Raw genomic sequence first — 17,158 nt, 5'->3', positions numbered from 1 at the left:
CACAGTCGGCGTTTCATCATGGTGGAGGTCTCCTCGGGATCTGGGGCGCTGGCTGGGGCCAGCTTGGACGTAGCTCCCATGCTAGCGGTGTTGCCTGGCGGTTCTGCCCCAAAGCGCGCCGCGGATGGCCCGTGTTTTCCCGCATCGGGGAGGCGGATAGCGCAATTGGCAACTGCTTTGGCAGGGCTTGCACCCACACGGTGGCGACAGGGCACGGGCAGGGGCCAGCGCCCTTCCGCTATGCTTGCGCCGGTGAACTACGCCCAACTGCTTTTCCCTGATTTCTCGCTGATCCTGATCGGCTACCTGGTCTGCCGCTACACGGCGCTGAACCGGGCCATCTGGCAGCCGGTGGAAAGCCTGGTGTACTACTTCCTCTTTCCCACCTTGCTGTTCTATTCGATCATCAGAAGCCCGATCGACTGGCACGGCACCTCCAACCTGATGCTGGCCGGCGTGGCCACGGGCCTCGTCGCGGTGGCCCTGACCTACACCCTGCCGCGCTGGCCCTGGCTGGGCCGGCGGGTGGACAGCCGCGACGCCGCTGCCAGCGCGCAGATCGCGTTTCGCTTCAACTCCTTTATCGGCCTGGCGCTGGCCGACCGGCTCGCCGGCCCCCAAGGCCTGCAGCTGATCTCGGTGCTGATTGGCGTCTGCGTGCCCATGTTCAATATTGCCGCCGTCTACCCGATGGCCAAGGGCTCGCAAAATGGCTTTATGCGCGAGCTGCTGCGCAACCCGCTGATCGTCGCCACGCTCACGGCCCTCATCTGCAACCTGCTGGGGCTGCGCCTGCCCGCCATCGTCGAGCCCACCGTCGCCCGCATCGGCCAGGCCTCCATCGTGCTGGGCCTGATGTCGGCGGGCGCCGGCATGCAGCTGGGACTGCTGGCGCGCGGCAAATTGCTCAGCGGCGCAGTGCTGGCCATCCGCCACTTTGTCACGCCGCTGATTGCGCTGTGCATGGCCCACTGGCTGGCGCTGTCGGCCCAGCAGGCCGCCATTTTGCTGATCTTCTCGGCCTTGCCGACCGCATCGACCTGCTATGTGCTGGCCGCCCGCATGGGCTACAACGGCGCCTATGTCGCGGGGCTGGTGACCTTGTCCACCATCTGCGGCGTGGCCAGTCTGCCGTTTGCACTCAGCCTGCTGGGCTGGTGGCCGGTTTAACAACGCGGCCTGCCAAGGCCATCGGTTAAGCTCGGCGGCTATGGAGAAAACCATTGATTCCGCACGCCGCCATAGCCTCCAGCGCCTGGCGCTCATCCCCTTTCTGGGCCTGGCCGCAGCCGGGCTGGCCGCCTGCAGCAAAAAGGTGCCACTCGCCGCTGCGCTGCCCGCTGGCGCCACGGTGCTCGCATTGGGCGATTCGCTGACCCAGGGCGTCGGCGCCAACGCCGCGCAGTCCTACCCGCAGTTGCTGGCCGAGCGCACCGGCTGGAACGTCATCAACGCCGGCATCTCCGGCGAAACCAGCAGCCAGATTGCGCAGCGCCTGCCGCAGCTGTTGGAGACCCACCAACCGGCCCTGGTGATTGTTTGCGCCGGCGGCAATGACTGGCTGCGCCGCCAAAGCGCGCAAGCGGCCCAGGCGCAGATCGCCAGCATGCTGCAGCAGTGCAAGGCGCAGCACATTCCGGTGTTGCTGGTGGCGGTGCCCGAGTTCAGCATGAGCGCCGCGCTGACCGGCCGCATCCAGGACCACCCGATCTACGAGGCGCTGGCCAAGGACGAGCAAGTACCCTTGCTCGCCAACGCCTGGAGCGAGGTGCTGGCAAACGACGCGATGCGCGCCGACCAGGTGCATGCCAATGCGGCAGGCTATGCGCGCTTTACCGAATTGCTGGTCGCGCAGCTCAAGGCCTCGGGCTTTCTCAGCGGCTGATCAGGGGGCCGGCCAGCGCTCAGGCGTTACGCTGGCCCAGCCCCCAGGCCACATGCTCGCGCACCATGGCGCTGTCGTGGCCCGCGCGGCTGTGCAGCGCCTGCGCATAGCGCGCCTCGCCCGTCTGGCGCCAGGCATTGCCCAGCGCCACGGCAATATTGCGCAGCCAGCGCGCATGGCCGATGCGGCGTATGGGGCTGCCCTCGGTGATGCGCAAAAACGTCGCCTCGTCCCATGCAAACAGATGGGGCAGCTGCTGGTCCATCAGCGCGCCGCGCGCATCAAAATCGGGCAGCGCCGCACGCTGGGCAAACTTGTTCCAGGGGCAGGCGAGCTGGCAGTCATCGCAGCCGTAGATGCGGTTGCCCATGGGGGCGCGAAATTCTTCCGGAATGGCGCCATCAAGCTCAATCGTCAGGTAGGAGATACAGCGCCGCGCATCGACCGATTGCGGCGCCACGATCGCCGCCGTCGGGCAGACATCGATGCAGGCCGTGCACTGGCCGCAATGCGCAGTCACCGGCGCAGTCGCCGGCAAGGCGATATTGACAAAGATCTCACCGAGAAAAAACATCGAGCCGGCATCGCGGCTCAGCACCAGCGTGTGCTTGCCGCGCCAGCCCTGGCCGCTGCGGCTGGCCAGTTCGGCCTCCAGCACGGGGGCCGAATCGGTGAACGCGCGGTGCGCCAGGTTGTGTTCGCCAAGCGCTGCATCGATGCGCTCGGCCAGCTTTTGCAGCCGGTTGCGCAGCACCTTGTGGTAGTCACGGCCCCGGGCGTAGACGCTCACCAGCCCCTCGCCAGGCCTGGCATGGCGCTCCCACTCCAGCCGCTGCCAGTCGGCAGGGGTGTTTTGCGGCAGATAATCCATGCGTGCTGTAATCACACTGAGCGTGCCGGGCACCAGCTCGGCCGGCCGGGCGCGCTTGAGGCCATGGGCCTGCATGTAATGCATCTCGCCATGGAAACCTTTTTCCAGCCACTGCATCAATCCAGTTTCCGCCGTCGACAAATCCACGCCTGCCACGCCGATTTGGGAAAATCCCAGCTCCAGCGCCCAGTCGTTGATCTGTTGAATGAAAGTGGGATCAGCGGCGTCCATGTGCTGCCATTGTAAAAAACCTGAGGGCCCGCGCGGCCCGGGAACGACATTTTGAACGCTACTGCCAGCCCCTCCTACCCCGCGCTCCACCTGGTCTGGAAAGACGAGCGCGATACGGAAGCCTTTGCCGCGCGCCTGGCCGCGCAGGCAGCGCTGTCGAATGTTTACCTAACTTTGCATGGCGATCTGGGCGCGGGCAAAACCACCTTGGTGCGCCACCTGCTGCGTGCGCTGGGCGTGCAGGGCCGCATCAAAAGCCCCACCTATGCGGTGGTCGAGCCCCATGAAGGGCGCGACTTCCCCATCTGGCACTTTGACTTCTACCGTTTCGACGATCCGCGCGAATGGGAAGACGCCGGCTTCCGGGATATTTTTGCCAGCCCAGGCCTGAAAGTGGCAGAATGGCCGCAGAAGGCTGCAGCGGTAACACCCATTGCCGATGTAGCTATCAGTATTGAAGCAATCAACGAATCAGAACGCCAGGTGCATCTGCAGGCCTTCACCCCGGCAGGTGCCGCCATCGTCCAAGGGTTTTCAGCGTGAGCGACACCCCGCAATATCTCCCAGCCTCTGCCCCTTTCACCACCGCTGACGGCGCGCCCGCCAGCCACCACGGTCTCTCGCGCCGCGATCTGCTGCGCGGCGGCAGCTTGGTGCTGCTGCTGGGCAGCAGCCACCTGGCCTTTGGCGCCAGCATCGTTGCAGTTCGCCTCTGGCCCTCCAAGGACTACACCCGCGTCACGATCGAGTCCGACACCCCTCTCAAGACCGAGCAGCGCTTTGTGCCCGAGCCGCCGCGCCTGGCGGTCGATATCGAAGGGATCGATCTCAACCCCGCGCTGCGCGAGCTGGTGGCCAAGGTCCGCTCGGACGACCCCAATATCGCCGGCATCCGCGTGGGCCAGAACTCGCCCAATGTCGTGCGCCTGGTGATCGACCTCAAGCAGGAAGCCAAGCCCCAGGTGTTTACGTTGAAGCCGGTCGCCCCCTACCAGCACCGCCTGGTGCTGGACCTGTACCCGGCCAAGCCCAGCGATCCGCTCGAGAGCCTGATCACCGAGCGCATGATGGAAAACAGCCACAGCGCCGTGGCAGCAGCGCAGGCCCCTGTGCCCCCGCCGGCTGCCGGCAGCAGCCTGCCGCCGTCGGTAGCTGCTGCGATTGCCGGCGACCCGCCCGCGCCCGCTGCACTGGGCACCGTGGTGGCCGCCACCCCTCCATCGCCAGCAGCCGCTGCCCAGGCTGCCGACCCGCTGGCCGAGCTGATTGCCAAGAGTGGCAACCGCCCGGTGGCACCCCCGGTTGCACCGGTCGCGCCGCCGCCCACCGTCGTGGCTGCAGCCCCTCCTCCGCCCCCGCCGCCGCCACCTCCTCCACCGCCCGCACGCGGCCGCCCGGCATCGCGCACCGACCGCCTCATCATCGTCGCGCTCGACCCCGGCCATGGCGGTGAAGACCCTGGCGCCACCGGCCCCAGCGGTATCCGCGAAAAAGACATTGTGCTCAAGATCGGCCATATGCTGCGCGAGCGCATCAACAACAGCAGCGTGGGCGGCAACCCGATGCGCGCGTTCATGACACGCGATGCCGACTTCTTTGTGCCGCTCAACACCCGGGTCGAAAAAGCCCGCCGTGTGCAGGCCGACCTGTTCATCAGCATCCATGCCGATGCGTTCACCAAGCCATCGGCCAACGGCGCCAGCGTGTTTGCGCTGAGCGAGCGCGGCGCGACCAGCTCGGCCGCGCGCTGGCTGGCCAACAAGGAGAACCAGGCCGACATGGTGGGTGGCCTGAACGTGGCCGGCGTCGGCAGCAGCGATGCCCATGTGCAGCGCGCGCTCCTGGACATGAGCACCACCGCGCAGATCAATGACAGCCTCAAGCTCGGCACCCATGTGCTGGGCCAGTTGGGCCAGTTCGCCCGCCTGCACAAGCCCCGCGTGGAGCAGGCCGGTTTTGCCGTGTTGAAGGCGCCCGACATCCCCAGCGTGCTGGTCGAGACCGCCTTCATCAGCAACCCCGAAGAAGAGGCCAAGCTGCGCACCACCGCCTACCAAAACCAGCTGGCCGATGCCATCATGCGCGGCATCCAGGCTTACTTTGCGAAGAACCCGCCGCTGGCGCGCAACCGCACGGTATAAGCTTCGATCCACCTTTGCAGCCACAAAAAAGGGACCGCCTCGGCGGTCCCTTGCTCATCGTGCAGTCGCTGCTCAGACGGCGCCAGCGGCCTTCTCGTTCCTGCCGGCGCGCCAGGCGCCAAAGATGGCCAGCAGGCCAGGCACGAGGATCAGGCCCCAGATGATCTTCTCCAGGTTGGCCTTGACCCAGGGCAGGTTGCCAAAGAAGTAGCCCGCCGCGCAGATGCCAAATACCCAGATGGCCGCGCCAATCAGGTTGTAGGCAATGAACTTGGCACGGTTCATGTTGGCAACGCCCGCGACAAAGGGCGCAAAGGTACGCACAAATGGCATGAAGCGCGCCAGGATGATGGTGATGCCGCCATAGCGCTCGTAGAACGCATGGGCCTTGTCAAAGGCCTTGCGGTTGAACCAGCGCGAGTTCTCCCACTTGAACACCTTGGGCCCCAAATGGTGGCCGATCTGGTAATTGCATTGGTCGCCGAGGAAGGCCGCCGCAAACAGCAAGCCGGTAGCCAGCGGAAAACTCATCAGCCCCGCGCCGCACATGGCGCCGACGATGAACAGCAGCGAATCGCCGGGCAAGAAGGGCATCACCACGACACCGGTCTCGACAAAGACGATCAGAAACAGCAGCGCATAGACCCACATGCCGTAGGTCGTTACAAAAGCTTCCAGGTACTTGTCGACATGCAAGATGAAGTCAATCAAATGCATGCCTGCATCGATGAACCAGCTGAAGAATTCCAAAACACAACCTCTCTACACAAAAACCGCAGCGGTCATGAGACCCTGCGGCAAACCATCTGGATGCCACCCTCCCAGCCCTCAGAGGCACAGCCCCAGAGCCCAAAGTGGCGATTGCACACTTTACCCCGAATGCCAGGCGGCTTTGCCTAAAATCCCTGCATGACCGCTGATACCGCACCCGCCACCCTTGACCCGGCAGACGCCCCCAACGACGCCCTGACGCCTGCAGCCGACAGTGGCAGCAGCGCGGCGCCCGCGCGCCGACCCATCCAGGATCTGCCCGATGAGCTGGTCAGCCAGATTGCGGCCGGCGAGGTGGTCGAGCGCCCCGCTTCCGTCGTACGCGAGCTGGTCGACAATGCGCTCGATGCGGGCGCCACCAGCATCACCGTGCGCCTGCTCGCCGGTGGCGTGCGGCTGATCACCGTCGAAGACGACGGCTGCGGCATTCCGCGCGAAGAGCTGCCGATTGCGCTGCGCCGCCACGCGACCAGCAAGATCCGCAACCTGCATGACCTGGAGTCGGTGGCGACCATGGGGTTCCGAGGCGAGGCGCTGGCAGCCATTGCCTCGGTGTCGGAGATGAGCGTGCTCTCGCGCCCCGCCCAGCAAGAGTCCGCCTACCTGCTCGATGCCCGCAGTGGCGAGCTGCGCCCGGCCGCCCGCAACCCCGGCACGACGATGGAGGTCAAGGAGCTGTTTTTCAGCACGCCTGCGCGGCGCAAGTTCCTGAAAACCGATGCCACCGAGCTCGCCCATTGCGTCGAGGCCGTGCGCCGCCATGCGCTCACCCGCCCGGGCGTGGGCTTTGCGATCTGGCATGAGGGCAAGCTGGTGGAACAATGGCGCGCCACGCTGCCGCCCCGCAACGATCAAGACCAGCCCGACGACGCTGCCTGGCAGCAGCTGGAGCAGCGCGCGATGGACAAGCGCCTGGCCGATGTGCTGGGCCCCGATTTTCTCGAGCAATCGATTGTTGTGAACTACCAGGCTGGCCATGTGCAGGTGCGCGGCCGCGCGGGTCTGCCCGATGCCGCTCGCTCGCGTGCCGACCAGCAGTTCTGCTATGTCAACGGCCGCTTTGTGCGCGACAAGGTGCTCACCCATGCGGCCCGCGCCGCTTATGAAGATGTGCTGCACGGCCACCGCCAGCCGGTCTATGCGCTCTATATCAGCCTCGATCCGATGCGCGTCGATGTGAATGTGCACCCGACCAAGATCGAGGTGCGCTTTCGCGATAGCCGCGAGGTGCACCAGGCGGTGCTGCATGGCGTGGAGAACGCGCTGGCCGCCCCGCGTGCCCAGCAGTTGCTGGATGCAGCGGCCGCCGCACCCACAGCCGCCGCTGCGGGCCAGCCCACCGCCTTGCCCGGCCAGGCCTATGCGCCAGCCCCCCAGGCACAGACTGCGATGCGCTTTGAGGCCCCGCCCCGCGTCAACGGCCTGCAGGCGCTGCAGCAAACGGCTGCGCTCTGGGGCCAGGGCGGGGGCGCTGCAACGCCGGATGCAGCGCTGGCAGGCATGTCCAGCAACACAGCGACCAGCATCGATGCCACGCCCTGGCAGGTGCAGGAAGCGAGCCCGCGCTGGAACCCGCAACCCGCTGCCGGCGCGATGGCCGCCGGCGCGCCGCTGGTGCCCACCCTGCCTCCGGAATCTGCCGACAACCCCTGGCCGCTGGGCCGCGCCGTGGCGCAAATCCATGGCGTCTATATCCTCGCAGAAAACGCCCAGGGCATGGTCATTGTCGATATGCATGCCGCCCATGAGCGCATCGTCTACGAGCGCCTCAAAAGCCAGCTCGATGACGGCGATGCCAACAGCGCCATTGCCAGCCAGCCGCTGCTGATTCCCGCGACCTTCTCGGCCACACCCGAAGAAGTGGCCACCGCCGAAGACCACAGCGAGACCCTGGCCCAGCTGGGGCTAGAGGTCGTGCCCTTCTCGCCCAAGACCCTGGCCGTGCGCGCCACACCCACCACCTTGGCCCAGGGCAACCCGGTAGAGCTGGCGCGCAGCGTGCTCGCTGAGCTGGCCCAGCACGATGCCAGCACCGTCGTGCAGCGCGCCCGCAACGAGATCCTGGGGACGATGGCCTGCCACGGCGCCGTGCGCGCCAACCGGCAACTCACCATCGACGAGATGAATGCGCTGCTGCGCGATATGGAGCACACCGAGCGCTCGGACCAGTGCAACCATGGCCGGCCCACCTGGCGCCAGCTGAGCATGAAGGAGCTGGACGCGCTGTTCTTGCGCGGCCGCTAAACCGCGCCCCAGCGCCCAGACCGAAAAAAGGAAGCCGAGGCTTCCTTTTTCCATGTATGCAGCCGTGTGCAGTGCTGGATCAGTGCGCAGCCGATGCTGCCTCCGATCCGCCGCCGCCCTGGCCCTTCTTGGGGCCCTTGGCCAGCCAGACCAGCGGGATCAGCAGCAGGAACAGCATCGACGAGGCCCAGAAAATATCATTGGCCGCCAGCATAAAGGCCTGCTGGTTGACCAGCTGGTCGACCCGGGCGAGCGCCTGCTGCAGCGTAAGCCCGCTGGCCTGCAGGCCTTGCACCACTTGCGCGGTGGGGCCATCGCCCAGGCTGATGTGCTCGACCAGTTGCGCATGGTGCAAGGTGGCGCGGCGCTCCCAAAGGGTGGTGGCGACCGAGGTACCGACGGCACCGGCAGTGATCCGCACAAAGTTCGACAGGCCCGATGCACTGGGCATTTTCTCGGGCGGGATATCGCTCAAGGTGATGGTCATCAGCGGGATGAAAAAGCCTGCCATGGCCGCACCCTGCACGATGGTCGGGATCATGATGGTCGTCAGGTCCACCTGGGTGTTGAAGCGCGAACGCATCCACATCACCAGACCGAAGACGATGAACGAGGCCGTCGCATAGCGCCGGGGATCGACCTTGTGGATGGTCTTGCCCACCACCGGTGAGAGCACCAGCGCCAGCAAGCCCACCGGCGCCAGCACCAGGCCCGCGTCCGTTGCCGTGTAGCCCATGAACTGCTGCAGCCACAAAGGCAGCAGCACCACATTGCCGAAGAACAGGCCATAGCCCACCGAGATGGCCAGGGTGCCCGCCCAGAAATTGCGGTTCTTGAACAGGCGCAGGTCCACCACCGGGTGCTTGTCGCCCAGCTCCCAGATCAGGAAGTACAAGAGGCCAACGACCGCAATCACCGCACAGGCGACCACCATCGGCGACTGGAACCAGTCGTGCTCCTTGCCGATATCGAGCATGATCTGCATCGCCGAGACCCAGACCACCAGCAGCCCCAGACCGATCGCATCGATCGGCAAGGCCTTGCGGACCGAATCCCGGTTGCGGAAGATCGCCCAGGTGGCGCCCACGGACAGCATGCCGACCGGCACATTGATGTAGAAGATCCAGGGCCAGGACATGTTGTCGGTGATCCAGCCGCCCAGCAGCGGCCCCATCACCGGCGCGATCAGGGTCGTCATCGACCAGAAGGCCATGGCCGTGCCCGCCATCGCGCGCGGGTAACTGGCCAGCAGCAGCGACTGCGACAGCGGAATCATCGGCCCGGCGACAAAGCCCTGCAAGATGCGGAACGCGATCAAGGTCGTCATGTTTGGGGCCAGGCCGCAGAGCCAGGACGAGATCACGAACAAGGTCACGCTGAGCATGAACAAGCGCACCTGGCCAAAGCGCATCGACAGCCAGCCGGTCAGCGGCACCGAGATCGCATTGGCCACGGCAAAGCTGGTGATCACCCAGGTGCCCTGGTTGGCGCTGACGCCCAGGTCACCGGCAATGGCCGGCAGCGACACGTTCGCGATCGACGTGTCCAGCACATTCATGAACACCGCAGCTGAGAGCGCCAGGGTGCCGATGAGGCGCGCCGAGCCTTCGAGCGGCGGGTGGGGTAGCGAGGGATTGGAAGTTGCCATAACGCATCCTTGGGCCACCCTCTGGGCGGCCCCTGGTCAAAAATTACAGCTTCTTGCCGGCGTTGCTGGCGATGACCTGCGCAATCACCGCATCGGCGCCTTCGTCCTGCACCTCATAGACATTGGTCTGCACCAGGGGCTCCTTGCGCGGCACATCGGCCAGCAGCTTGCCGTCCTGGTTCTGGATGTCCACATCGACCAGCATCGACAGGCCCACGCGCAGCGGGTGCTCCTGCACCTGCTTGGCATCGAGCGCAATGCGCACCGGCACGCGCTGCACGACCTTGATCCAGTTGCCCGTCGCGTTTTGCGCGGGCAGCAGCGAGAAGGCCGAGCCGGTGCCCACCCCCAGGCCTTCAACCGTGCCGCTGTACTCGACCTTCTTGCCGTAGAGATCGGCCGTCATCTTGACGGGCTGGCCCAGGCGCAGGTTGCGCAGCTGGTTTTCCTTGAAGTTGGCCTCCACCCAGAGCTGGTTCATCGGCACCACGGTCATCAGCGGCGTGCCGGGAGCCACGCGCTGGCCCACCTGCACCGAGCGCTTACCCACAACGCCCGAGACGGGCGAGACCAGCTCATTGCGCTGCATCGCCAGATAGGCCTCACGCACCTTGGCCGCAGCGGTCAGCACATTGGGGTGGTCGTTCACGCTGATGCCTTCGGTCAGCGACTGGTTGCTGGCCAGTTGCTCGCGCGCCGTGTTGACGGCGGCCTGCGACGCATTGACCGCTGCCTGGGCGGCATCGACCTGGCTTTGCGCATGGCTCAGCTCTTCCTTCGATACGGCGCCATTGCCCGTCAGAGCCTGGCGGCGCTTGAGGTCGCTTTGCGCGCGCACCAGGTCGTTCTTGGCCTTGGCCACCTCGGCCTGGCGCTGCGCGATCTGCGCAGTGTAGGAGCCATTGTTCACATACAGGGTGCGCACCTGGCGCACCGCCTGGGCCAGGTTGGCCTTGGCCTGCTCGAAGGCCACCTTGGCATCAGCCGGGTCCAGGCGCACCAGCGGCTGGCCTTCCTTCACATAGTCGGTGTCATCGGCCAGGATGGACTGCACCGTGCCGGCGGTCTGCGGCGCGATCTGCACCAGATTGCCCTGCACATAGGCGTTGTCGGTTTCTTCGAAGTGGCTGTTGACCATCCAGTCATAGATGCCGTAGGCGGCGCCCAGCACGATGACGATGCCCGTCAGGCGCAGCAGCCATTTTTTGCGCGGCTGGGCTGCCGGTGCCTCAGGGGCAGCGGGCGCGGCGGAGGGAGAAGCGGAGGTGTTGTTGTTCGACATGGTATTGCGTAGCGAGTTATGTGACGAGAGGCTTGGCCTTCAAGGTCTTGCTTATGTGTGTTGCACGCGAGGTGGGCAGGTCAGCTCTTGGCGCTGTCCATCGGGGCGTTGGTCTGGGTGGGGAAGTTGCCGTCCAATTCGGCATTGCTGTCGCTGTTGCTGCTGCTCTGGGTCTGCTGCTGGTAGCCCCCACCCAAAGCTTGGGCCAGCGCAGCATTGGTCGACAGAATGCGGGCCTCGACATCCACCATCTGCTGGCGCTGGGTGAGCACATTGGTCTCGGCCGACAGCACATTCAAATAGGTGCCAAGCCCTGCGGCATAGCGCTGGTTGGCAATATCGAGCGCGCTTTGCGCGGCATCGGCAGCGCGGCGCTGCTCGGGCAGTTGGGCCTGCGCGGCGCGCACGCTGGCGACCTGGTCGGCCACATCGTGTACCGCCGTGATCACCGCCTGGTTGTAGGCCTGCACGGCCAGCTCGTAGTCGGCCGATGTGCCGCTCAGGTTGGCACGCAGCCGGCCCGAATCAAAGATCGGCAGGCTCAGCGCCGGGCCCACGCCCCATTCACGCGCGCTGCCCTTGGCAAAGTTGTTAAAGCCTATGCTCGACAGACCCAGGAACGCGGTCAGATTGATATCGGGATAGAACTCGGCCTTGGCCTGGCGAATGCCCTGCTCGGCCGCTTCCACGCGCCAGCGCGCGGCCACAATATCGGCACGGCGCCCCAGCAGGTTGGATGACAGCTGCGACGGAAAACGCGGCAGGCTCAGTTGTGTGATAGGCGATGCGACCAATTCCTGGGCGCGTGCGGGCTGGCCCATCAGCGCGGCCAACGCGTTTTGTGCCAGCTGCTTTTGCTCACGCACTTGCAGCAGCTGCACCTTGGCTTGCGGCACGCCGCTCTCGCTTTGGCGCACTTCCAACGTGGTGTCCAGGCCTGCGTCATAGCGGTCACGCACCAGTTGCAAGGTGTGGGCACGCTGGTCGATGGCGCGCATGGCCACCTCTTCCTGCGCCTGCAGACGGGACAGCTGCACATAGGCCTGCACCATGGAACTGGTCAGCAGCACGCGGGCGGCGTCCATGTCGGCCTGGGCCGCGCGGGCCGAGCCCACGGCGGCATCGAGCGCAGCGCGGTGCTTGCCAAACAGGTCCAGCGACCAGCTGCCATTGATACGCGCCTCTGCCGTGCTGTAGTTGTTGCCCGCCAGGGGCGGCGGAATCATGCCATTGGCCGGCGCATGGTTGCGCGCGGCACTGGCCTGACCATTGACCTGCGGGCCCATTGCTGACTCACTGACCTGCGCCAGCGACCAGGCCTTGCGGATGCGCGCCTGCGCCGATTGCAGGTTGGGGCTGTCGGCCAAGGCGGTATCGATCAGCGCATTGAGCTGCGCATCGCCCAGCGCCTTCCACCACTGCGCATCGACCGGGGCCACGGTCGCGGCCTGGTCTGCCGCTGAAGGCTCAGTGAGCAAGCCGACGGACTGCGGCGAGCGCATCTGGGCATGGGTATCGATGCCGCGCATATCGGCGCATCCGGCGATGAACGTGCTGGCCGCCAGCGCAATGGCTGACAGGGCCAGCCGGCGGTCGGCGCCCACAAATGAAAAACTGCTGGTCATACTGCCCTCTCCTTGCCGGGCTGCTGTGCTGTGTTGTCGGAGTTGTCGGTGGCGTCACCGGCGCAGCCATCGGGGGGTAGGCACATGTCCACCGACAAGGTGTTGGGCATGGCCTCATAGATGCGGCGCAGGTAACCGTGGAACTGGGTCAATTCATCGGGTGACAACGGGCTGAGCGCGGCGCTGTTGACGCCTTTGACGATATCGGGCACCTGCCTTGCAGCAGCCAGCCCCTCCTCGGTCAGGCACAGGCTGACCACGCGGCGGTCGTCGGTGGAGCGTTCGCGCTCGATGATGCCCTTGTCGACCAGGCGGTCGATGAGCCGCGTCATCGCGCCCGGGGTCTGCAAGGTGCGGCGCGCCAAGTCGGCCGCCGTATGGGCCTTGCCGCTGGCCAGGTGCAGCACAGGAATCCACTGCGCCTGCGTCAGGCCCAGCGGCTCCATGCGGCGGTCCACCTCGGCACGCACCACAGTGGAGATGATGCGCATCAGCCAGCAGGGGAAATCCACCGGCCGGATGGCTTCAATCTCGGGAAAGCCGCCCGCCAGCGCTTCTTGGTCCTCGCCAGCAGACGCGGGATTTTCCTGGTGCGAATCGGTCATGCCGCAGGCCCTTTCTGAAATGGTTTACAAGGCAATGATTATCCAATCATTCATTGCCTAGGCAATTGTTGAAGAGGCAAAGACCACAATCGGCACACAGATTTGTGGCACTGCAGCGCCCGGGGTGACAGCCAGCCCCCAGCACAGCCCCATTTCAGGGCATGGCAGCAGGCCCGCAAAGCCGCTCGCGCCCTCAAAAAGCACCAAACCAGTGCGAACCGCTGATTGTTCAGGGTCATTCCATGTGGGTTTTATGCATTAATGCATGCGGATTCGGCATAATGTCGGTTTTCGGCGCGATGGCGCACCATCGCTGTGCACACCTCGGCCCTCGCACAAAATCAGTGCAAGCCGGCTTTAGACCTTGAAAGTTTGTCCATGCAACACCAATCCCTGGCCCAGTTTCTCGCTTACGTCGAACAGCGCAACCCCGGCCAGCCCGAGTTCTTGCAGGCCGTGACCGAAGTCATGGAAAGCCTGTGGCCCTTCATCGAGAAGAACCCCCGCTACGCCCAGCACAGCCTGCTCGAACGCCTGGTCGAGCCCGAGCGCGTGGTGAGTTTTCGCGTCAGCTGGGTGGACGACCAGGGCGTGGTGCAGGTCAACCGTGGCTACCGCATCCAGCACAGCATGGCCATCGGCCCCTACAAGGGCGGCCTGCGCTTTCACCCCTCGGTCAACCTGTCGGTGCTCAAGTTCCTGGCGTTTGAGCAGACATTCAAGAACGCGCTGACCACGCTGCCCATGGGCGGCGGCAAGGGCGGCTCGGACTTCGACCCCAAGGGCAAGAGCGATGCCGAAGTGATGCGCTTCTGCCAGGCCTTCATCAGCGAACTGTTCCGCCATGTGGGCTCGGACACTGACGTGCCCGCCGGCGATATCGGCGTGGGCGGCCGGGAAGTGGCCTTCATGGCCGGCATGTATAAAAAGCTGGCCAACCGCGCCGACTGCGTGTTCACCGGCAAGGGCCTGGCCTTTGGCGGCTCGCTGATCCGCCCCGAAGCCACCGGCTTTGGCACCGTCTACTTTGCGCAGGAAATGCTCAAGACCCGTGGCAAGAGCTTCGAAGGCCTGACGGTCTCGGTTTCGGGCTCGGGCAATGTGGCGCAGTTCGCCATCGACAAGGCCATGGCACTGGGCGCCAAGGTGGTCTCGGCTTCTGACTCCTCGGGCACCATCTACGACGCGGCCGGTTTTGACGGTGACAAGCTGGTCAAGCTGATGGACATCAAGAACAAGCAGTACGGCCGCGTGAGCGACTACGCCAAGCAAGTGCCGGGCGTGGAGTACTACGAAGGCAAAACCCCCTGGTTCATCAAGGCCGACGTGGCCCTGCCCTGCGCCACCCAGAACGAGCTGGAACTGGCCGACGCCCAGACCCTGATCAAGAACGGCGTGCTGTGCGTGGCCGAAGGCGCCAACATGCCTTGTACCATCGAAGCGGTCAAGGCCTTTGAAAAGGCCGGCGTGCTCTACGCGCCCGGCAAGGCATCGAACGCCGGCGGCGTCGCCACCTCCGGCCTGGAGATGAGCCAGAACGCGCTGCGCCTGAGCTGGCCCGCTGCCGAAGTCGACCAGCGCCTCTTTGAAATCATGGAAGGCATCCACTCGGCTTGCGTCAAGTACGGCCAGCGCGACGACGGCACCATGAGCTATATCGACGGCGCCAATATCGCCGGCTTTGTGAAGGTGGCCGACGCCATGCTGGCCCAAGGCGTGTTGTAAAAACGCCCGGGCATAGCGCCCGGTCAGCACCCACTGCACAATGCCCCCATCGTTCAGCGCGCTGGGGGCTTTTTGCTGCGCGCCAGAACATCACAACGACAACCACAACGACAAGGTATGAGGGGCGGGCCATGGAGCAAGCGGACTTTATCCATCTGGTGCGCGAGAGCGAAATAGAAAGCGCCAACGACAGCGCCGCCTACCGGCGCAGCGTCATCCGGTTTGCGCTGCTGGGCTACCTCTGGGTGGTGGGCTGCCTGGTGCTCAGTCTGGGCGTCCTCGGCTTTGTCGTGGCCCAGGCAGTGCGCGGCCAGTTTCGCGGCGGCTATGTGCTGGCGCTGGTGTTTGCGCTGGGCCTGCTGTGGACCAGCTTCAAAGCACTGTGGACGGGCCCGGCCGACGAGCCCGAAGGCATTGCCATTACCGAGGCCGAGGCTCCGGAGCTGTTCAAGGCGCTCGATCGCATACGCCGCAAGGTCAAGGGCCCGGCCATCGATGCCGTCTACCTGCAAGATGACTTCAATGCCGCCATCTGGCAGCGGCCCCGCTTTGGCATGCTGGGCGGCTCGGTCAACTACCTGATGATTGGCCTGCCGCTGCTGATGGCGCTCGACAAGGCCAGGGTGATGGCCGTGCTGGCCCATGAATACGGCCATCTGCGCGAGAACCATAATCGCCTCAGCGCCTGGGTGTACCGCTCGCGGCGCGCCTGGCTCAAGCTTTACTACAGCATGCGCGAAGATGACGGCCCGATGGCCGCAGCCACCCGCTCGTTCCTGAACTGGTACTTTCCGCGCTTTGCCGCCAAGACCTTTGCGATGGCCCGGCAGGACGAGTACGAGGCCGACCGCATCGCCGCCCAGCTGCTGGGGGCCGACGTGGCGGCTGCCACACTGACCGAGCTGGAGATCAAGGCCGCCTGGCTGAGCGATGCCTTCTGGGGCCAGCACTGGCGCAGCGCAGCCCAGCACCCGCTGCCCCAGGGGCCGTTCAGTGCCATGCAGGCCCTGCTGCGCCTCAAGCCCGAGCCGGCATTTGCGCAACAGGCCCTGCGCCAGGCGCTCGCGCGGATCAGCGATGTGGACGACACCCATCCCGCCTTGCGCGACCGGGTGGAGGCCATCAGTGGCGAGCGCCCTGGCCTGCCCAGCTGGTCCACCAAAGGCGCCGTCAGCCTGCTGGGCCCCAAGGCTGCGGAATGGATGCAGCAGTTCGACGCCCGCTGGTGCAAGGACAACGCCAGCACCTGGAAGCAGCACCATGCACGCATGGCGCGCTGGCAGCAGCATGCCCAGCAGCTGCGTGCCAATGCGGCCCACTCCAGCAATGCAGAGCTGATCGAGCGCGCGCGCATTGAGCGCAAGATCGACTGCCAGGCCCCCGTGCGCCAGCTCTACGAGCAGGTGCTGGCCCGTGATGCGCAGCACCCCGGCGCGCTGGCCGGACTGTCCGCCTGCCTGCCCACCAGCGATACCGCCTTGCAGCAAAAATGCCTGGAGGCGCTGTGGCAGACCGCCCCGAGCTACCGTCCCTATGCCACGCGGGCGATGGTGGGCATGCTGGAGGCCCAGGCCAAGCAAAGCAGCTACGACGCTGCCGCCATGCGCCTGTGGCGTGACCGCGCCCGCGAGGCCGAACAGCAACAGCAGGAATTTTTTGACCGCTTGCAGCAGGCCCCTGTGTTCCAGGGCACGCGCGTGAACGATCTGAGCGCCTTCGAGCTGGCCGATCTGCGCGGCGAGCTGGCCCTGTTCAAGCCGATCAGCCAAGCCTGGCTGCTCAGCAAACCAGAATCAAGCATGCCCGAGCTGCGCATCCATCTGCTGCTGGTGCAGGCCCCTCGCCTCCATGAAGAGCAACGCAGCGAGCTGCGCCGCGCGCTGTACGCTGATATCGACCTGCCCGGCATGCTGCTGGTGATGTGCGTGGGCCCGGGCGAGCCGGCCAGCGAAGAAGAGGCAAGGCGCCACGCGCGCCAACCCATTTACCTCGCCACTCTGTAGAACCAGCGTCAGGCCTGCATCGAAAACTCCCGCCCAGCCAGTTGGCTTCGCTTTGGCCCTACACTGGCGGCCAGACATCACTCCTGTATTGATAGCTGTCTGCGCCAGCCCCCATGCCTGCATAGGG

At 65.5% G+C, this 17,158-nt stretch carries 13 protein-coding genes; 7 read left to right on the top strand and 6 right to left on the bottom strand.

What is annotated here, in order from left to right:
- The first annotated feature begins 240 nt into the window (after positions 1-240).
- Together DCO45_RS05950 and DCO45_RS05945 are read left to right on the top strand one after the other, a co-directional pair.
- Positions 241-1,170 (top strand): AEC family transporter, encoded by a 930-nt coding sequence (locus DCO45_RS05950; protein WP_116924984.1) that lies wholly within the window; start codon positions 241-243, stop codon positions 1,168-1,170.
- Between the two features lie 40 nt (positions 1,171-1,210).
- Complete coding sequence (locus DCO45_RS05945) at positions 1,211-1,885, top strand: GDSL-type esterase/lipase family protein (RefSeq protein ID WP_116924983.1); 675 nt, start codon at positions 1,211-1,213, stop codon at positions 1,883-1,885.
- 19 nt (positions 1,886-1,904) lie between these two features.
- On the opposite strand, the gene queG is transcribed toward DCO45_RS05945, so the two are convergent.
- The gene (queG, locus tag DCO45_RS05940) at positions 1,905-2,954 is read right to left on the bottom strand and encodes a tRNA epoxyqueuosine(34) reductase QueG (RefSeq protein WP_116925237.1); all 1,050 of its coding nucleotides are present in this window, start codon (positions 2,952-2,954) and stop codon (positions 1,905-1,907) included.
- Positions 2,955-3,038: 84 nt separating this feature from the next.
- On the opposite strand from queG, the gene tsaE reads away from it, so the two are divergent.
- A complete protein-coding gene (gene tsaE, locus DCO45_RS05935; RefSeq protein ID WP_243419260.1) occupies positions 3,039-3,530 on the top strand; it encodes a tRNA (adenosine(37)-N6)-threonylcarbamoyltransferase complex ATPase subunit type 1 TsaE in 492 nt (163 codons plus the stop codon).
- Between the two features lie 89 nt (positions 3,531-3,619).
- Entirely contained in the window at positions 3,620-5,128 is a 1,509-nt protein-coding gene (locus tag DCO45_RS05930) for an N-acetylmuramoyl-L-alanine amidase (RefSeq protein WP_243419279.1), read from the top strand.
- 72 nt (positions 5,129-5,200) lie between these two features.
- On the opposite strand, the gene DCO45_RS05925 is transcribed toward DCO45_RS05930, so the two are convergent.
- Positions 5,201-5,845, bottom strand: coding sequence for a VTT domain-containing protein (locus DCO45_RS05925; RefSeq protein WP_116925236.1), 645 nt, complete (start codon positions 5,843-5,845; stop codon positions 5,201-5,203).
- A gap of 192 nt (positions 5,846-6,037) precedes the next feature.
- On the opposite strand from DCO45_RS05925, the gene mutL reads away from it, so the two are divergent.
- On the top strand, positions 6,038-8,143 hold the full coding sequence (gene mutL / locus DCO45_RS05920; protein ID WP_116924980.1) for a DNA mismatch repair endonuclease MutL: 2,106 nt from the start codon (positions 6,038-6,040) through the stop codon (positions 8,141-8,143).
- A gap of 79 nt (positions 8,144-8,222) precedes the next feature.
- Here mutL and DCO45_RS05915 read toward each other — a convergent pair whose 3' ends face one another.
- The 4 genes from DCO45_RS05915 to DCO45_RS05900 form a co-directional block, all read right to left on the bottom strand.
- Entirely contained in the window at positions 8,223-9,791 is a 1,569-nt protein-coding gene (locus tag DCO45_RS05915) for a DHA2 family efflux MFS transporter permease subunit (protein ID WP_021027661.1), read from the bottom strand.
- A 43-nt stretch (positions 9,792-9,834) separates the two neighbouring features.
- Complete coding sequence (locus DCO45_RS05910) at positions 9,835-11,073, bottom strand: HlyD family efflux transporter periplasmic adaptor subunit (protein ID WP_116924979.1); 1,239 nt, start codon at positions 11,071-11,073, stop codon at positions 9,835-9,837.
- 80 nt (positions 11,074-11,153) lie between these two features.
- Entirely contained in the window at positions 11,154-12,698 is a 1,545-nt protein-coding gene (locus DCO45_RS05905; protein WP_116924978.1) for an efflux transporter outer membrane subunit, read from the bottom strand.
- Positions 12,695-13,303 (bottom strand): MarR family winged helix-turn-helix transcriptional regulator, encoded by a 609-nt coding sequence (locus DCO45_RS05900; protein ID WP_116924977.1) that lies wholly within the window; start codon positions 13,301-13,303, stop codon positions 12,695-12,697. The genes DCO45_RS05905 and DCO45_RS05900 overlap by 4 nt, the downstream gene beginning before the upstream one ends.
- A 378-nt stretch (positions 13,304-13,681) precedes the next feature.
- On the opposite strand from DCO45_RS05900, the gene gdhA reads away from it, so the two are divergent.
- Both gdhA and DCO45_RS05890 read left to right on the top strand, forming a co-directional pair.
- Positions 13,682-15,028 carry an NADP-specific glutamate dehydrogenase gene (gdhA, locus tag DCO45_RS05895; RefSeq protein ID WP_116924976.1) on the top strand — a complete coding sequence of 449 codons (1,347 nt, stop codon included), beginning with the start codon at positions 13,682-13,684 and terminating at the stop codon, positions 15,026-15,028.
- 131 nt (positions 15,029-15,159) lie between these two features.
- Positions 15,160-17,031, top strand: a complete 1,872-nt coding sequence (locus DCO45_RS05890; protein ID WP_116924975.1) for a M48 family metallopeptidase — start codon at positions 15,160-15,162, stop codon at positions 17,029-17,031.
- The last annotated feature ends 127 nt before the right edge of the window (positions 17,032-17,158 follow it).

It is taken from the genome of Comamonas sp. JNW, from assembly GCF_003105075.1.
Lineage (GTDB): Bacteria > Pseudomonadota > Gammaproteobacteria > Burkholderiales > Burkholderiaceae_C > Comamonas > Comamonas squillarum.
The sequence above is the reverse complement of the archived record's forward strand: the minus strand, read 5'-3'. Positions and strand labels throughout refer to the sequence as shown.

Coding starts and splice junctions, on each gene's coding strand:
- DCO45_RS05950 (WP_116924984.1), top strand. CDS start 241: ATGCTTGCGCCGGTGAACTACGCCCAACTGCTTTTCCCTGATTTCTCG.
- DCO45_RS05925 (WP_116925236.1), bottom strand. CDS start 5,845: ATGCATTTGATTGACTTCATCTTGCATGTCGACAAGTACCTGGAAGCT.
- DCO45_RS05915 (WP_021027661.1), bottom strand. CDS start 9,791: ATGGCAACTTCCAATCCCTCGCTACCCCACCCGCCGCTCGAAGGCTCG.
- DCO45_RS05945 (WP_116924983.1), top strand. CDS start 1,211: ATGGAGAAAACCATTGATTCCGCACGCCGCCATAGCCTCCAGCGCCTG.
- DCO45_RS05905 (WP_116924978.1), bottom strand. CDS start 12,698: ATGACCAGCAGTTTTTCATTTGTGGGCGCCGACCGCCGGCTGGCCCTG.
- mutL (WP_116924980.1), top strand. CDS start 6,038: ATGACCGCTGATACCGCACCCGCCACCCTTGACCCGGCAGACGCCCCC.
- gdhA (WP_116924976.1), top strand. CDS start 13,682: ATGCAACACCAATCCCTGGCCCAGTTTCTCGCTTACGTCGAACAGCGC.
- DCO45_RS05890 (WP_116924975.1), top strand. CDS start 15,160: ATGGAGCAAGCGGACTTTATCCATCTGGTGCGCGAGAGCGAAATAGAA.
- DCO45_RS05900 (WP_116924977.1), bottom strand. CDS start 13,303: ATGACCGATTCGCACCAGGAAAATCCCGCGTCTGCTGGCGAGGACCAA.
- DCO45_RS05910 (WP_116924979.1), bottom strand. CDS start 11,073: ATGTCGAACAACAACACCTCCGCTTCTCCCTCCGCCGCGCCCGCTGCC.